This window comes from Treponema sp. R6D11 (genome assembly GCF_054786075.1).
In genome coordinates this window covers 1-251 of the sequence record NZ_BDHD01001474.1, presented here as the reverse complement: position 1 = coordinate 251, position 251 = coordinate 1, and the positions used below count along the sequence as shown (strand labels likewise).

1 protein-coding gene is annotated in these 251 nt (G+C 44.6%); it reads right to left on the bottom strand.

Annotated features, from left to right (window positions below):
* The coding region (locus tag ACYVTD_RS19140) for a hypothetical protein (protein WP_461249160.1) at nt 1-251 on the bottom strand (251 nt) is incomplete at both ends.

Sequence of the window (251 nt, the reverse complement as noted above, 5' to 3'; positions counted from 1 at the left end):
AGCTGATTGCCGTAAGCCCTCCCGCCAACAGCGCTTCGATAGCGGCTGCCTTGTACTGATCGTTCGATAAATGCTCAAGCTCTGTCATCGCCGAATATTTTTTTATTTCATTAATTAACGCCTTTTCCGTTAAATCGTAAGCGACCAATCCCTGCCTTACCTGCACGTCTTTTTTACCGTTAAAGTAGAAAATAACCCACGCGCCCGCGCATAAAATTAATAACGCGGCTATATTCACCAAAAGAGGGAAA